Origin of the sequence: Metabacillus niabensis, assembly GCF_902829255.1 — a bacterium.
In the GTDB taxonomy this organism is placed as follows: domain Bacteria; phylum Bacillota; class Bacilli; order Bacillales; family Bacillaceae; genus Metabacillus; species Metabacillus niabensis.
In genome coordinates this window covers 1-2,727 of the sequence record NZ_CADEPK010000027.1, presented here as the reverse complement: position 1 = coordinate 2,727, position 2,727 = coordinate 1, and the positions used below count along the sequence as shown (strand labels likewise).

3 protein-coding genes are annotated in these 2,727 nt (G+C 33.0%); 1 reads left to right on the top strand and 2 read right to left on the bottom strand.

Annotated features, from left to right (window positions below; all coding sequences use genetic code 11):
* Window positions 1-225: 225 nt before the first annotated feature.
* Window positions 226-1,008: a rod shape-determining protein MreC gene (mreC, locus tag HU235_RS04845; protein ID WP_174879481.1), complete on the top strand. Its 783-nt coding sequence runs from the start codon at window positions 226-228 to the stop codon at window positions 1,006-1,008.
* Between the two features lie 144 nt (window positions 1,009-1,152).
* Here mreC and HU235_RS04840 read toward each other — a convergent pair whose 3' ends face one another.
* Together HU235_RS04840 and HU235_RS04835 are read right to left on the bottom strand one after the other, a co-directional pair.
* Window positions 1,153-1,686 carry a hypothetical protein gene (locus HU235_RS04840; protein ID WP_095300084.1) on the bottom strand — a complete coding sequence of 178 codons (534 nt, stop codon included), beginning with the start codon at window positions 1,684-1,686 and terminating at the stop codon, window positions 1,153-1,155.
* Window positions 1,687-1,700: 14 nt separating this feature from the next.
* Window positions 1,701-2,727: MFS transporter (locus HU235_RS04835; RefSeq protein WP_174879480.1), on the bottom strand; the 1,027-nt coding region annotated here is incomplete at its 5' end.

The window sequence follows — 2,727 nt, the reverse complement described above, 5'->3', positions numbered from 1 at the left end:
ATATACGGATAAAGATAGTACAGATGAAAAATCTACTGATGAACAATCTACTGATGAACAATCAGAAGGCGAAAAATCTGCTGAAAAATAATATATCTTTTAAACTGTCAATAGATTATCGATCTATTGGCAGTTTTTTTCTATAAATCTACAAAGATTATGTAAAATATGGTAATATAGTAGAGTTGGTTAAACTATGAACACCATGATAAAAAAGGAGATACCATGAAAACGAAAACGAAGATTTACATATTGCTCGGTGGGATAGCTGTTCTTGTATTACTGTTTTCAATGAGATATATTCCTACAGACAAATTGGTAAAGAATTTTACTGAAAATACTCTTGTAGCAGATATTCGCCAATTTCTAAACTTATATAATGAAAATAAATTATTAGAGGAAAGAATCGCAAGTATTGAGCAACTTAAAATAGAAAACCAGCTTGTCCAATCTGACAATAGTGAATTACAGAAAACGAAGCAGGCTGTTGAAAGATATAAAAACTATCAACCTCTTGTTGCTACTGTTATTTATCGAGATTTTTCTTCCGAAAATAGTCAAAATTGGTTTAATTCATTAACACTTAGTGCTGGGGAAAACCAAGGAATTAAGAAGAATATGCCTGTCATTTCACCTGAAGGCCTCATTGGATTAATTAAAACAGTTCATAAAGACACAGCTGAGGTGGAGCTAATTACAAGTAATCAGAAAAGAAGCTATATTCCAGCCACCTTTAAAGATGACCAGTCAGTTTTCGGTATGATTGAATCCTATGATCCTGAAAACAACCTGATTAAAATGACAAGAATTGAAACGAATAAGGAAATTAAAGTAGGGAGTATTGTAACAACTTCACAAAAGAGTACTTACTTTCCTGCTAATTTGGAAATTGGAGAAGTGATAGAAGTTAAGAAGGATAACTATGGTTTAACAAATACAGCTTCCGTTAAACCAGCTGTTCATTATTACGATATAAATTATGTTTTAGTTTTACAAAATCCTAAATAAGGAGCTTTTGTTCATACAAGGGCATGAGGAATAAGTAAAAAGCTAAAAAAGAGGGGGTGTCCAAGATAGGGGCTGACCCCCAAACATTATTATTAAGCTTCCTAACTATTTTCTTTAGGAATCAGACTATTGATACATCATAAATTACCATTCGTTTGACGCTTCAATCTTTAAATCCTTCCCTTTAAATGTTTTTTCACCGAATAGCGTAACCAATGTACATTTTGTTATCGTGTCCTCATATTCAGATGTTTCGTATCCAACAAATAATCCTGATGCGAGTTCAACTTCAGATTCATTTATAACACGAACCTTTTTCCCGGAAAGTGATGTCAGCATAGCCTTTTGGATAAATCGATACCATTTTTGCCAATTTGTTATAATATACGCTGGTTCACCAGTTTCAGTATAGCCTAACAAACTATTTTTATCGTAGATTGTTCCTTTAAGCCGGTCCTGAATACTAGAGAGGAGAAAATGGATTTTTCTATATTCCTGAATGCCTAATTGATTAGAATAGGTAATAGATAGTTCCTTATTTCGTGTATCGATCTCAACATTCAATAGATTTCTTTTATTAATAGGATAGACAAAACGATTATCAATCCATTTAAAACCATACTCTTTTAGGATTGGCATCATTTCATTTCCTTGATATGTTAGAATTGCAGATAACATGATTTTATTCCTTCCTATTTAATCATTCTCATTTTTTCCTTCGAAATATCGTTAAATTGACCAACATAATATTTTATTTCTCCAGCTTCATTACTTATTTTCGTAATCGTTAGCCATTCAGGATAAATTTCACCATTTTTCCGCTTGTTCCATATTTCACCCTGCCAATAACCATTTGTTTTCACTTCAGACCATAACGTTTGATAAAATGCCCGATTATGTTTTCCTGATTGTAATATATTCGGCTTTTTCCCAATAACTTCTTCCATTTCATAACCTGTAACTTTTGTAAACGCAGGATTGACACTTTGAATAATCCCTTCACGATTTGTAATCATAAGCCCTTGTGCCGTGTTCTGAATAATTTTATTGTCAATTTGGCGTTCCTCTTGGTAGTACATAAAGACAACAATGACAAAGCTAAGCAATGCAAATTCGGATAAAGCCATAAATCCAATAGCATAATGACCTGTTAAATTAAATACAGACGTTAATACAAGAGGTGGAAAAAAGCCTCCTAGCCCTCCCATTGCAGCCACAATTCCATTAACGATACCTGCTTGCTTTGAGAAATATAGTGGGACAAGCTTGAATACTGTTCCATTTCCGATACCAGCACAAACAGCGACAGTTAAAACACCAATTGTATATATTTCAATTGTTGGTGAAAAGGATAAAATGACACCTGAAATCGTCAAACCACCAAATACAAACATAAGCATATAATAAGTGTTAAATTTATCTGCAAGAAATCCGCCGATGGGGCGAAGAATAGTTGCTAGCACAATAAAACCTGCTGTTCTTAATCCAGCTGAAACAGGATCAAGCTCAAAGTGGTTCACAAGAAAATTGGGTAAATAAATCGTAAATGCTACGAAGCCGCCAAACGTAATAAAATAAAACAAGCTTAAAAACCAAAGGATTTGATTTCGATATACTTCTTTTATTTGCTGCATGATTGGCTGCTTAATTTTTTGTTCTTTTTTATCACCTAGGAAAAAGTTCGAAACGGCAAATAATAATAAAAGAACGATATAGAGT

Bases quoted from the DNA above. Each gene is read 5' to 3' on its own strand.
- mreC (WP_174879481.1), top strand. From the start codon at position 226: ATGAAAACGAAAACGAAGATTTACATATTGCTCGGTGGGATAGCTGTT.
- HU235_RS04840 (WP_095300084.1), bottom strand. From the start codon at position 1,686: ATGTTATCTGCAATTCTAACATATCAAGGAAATGAAATGATGCCAATC.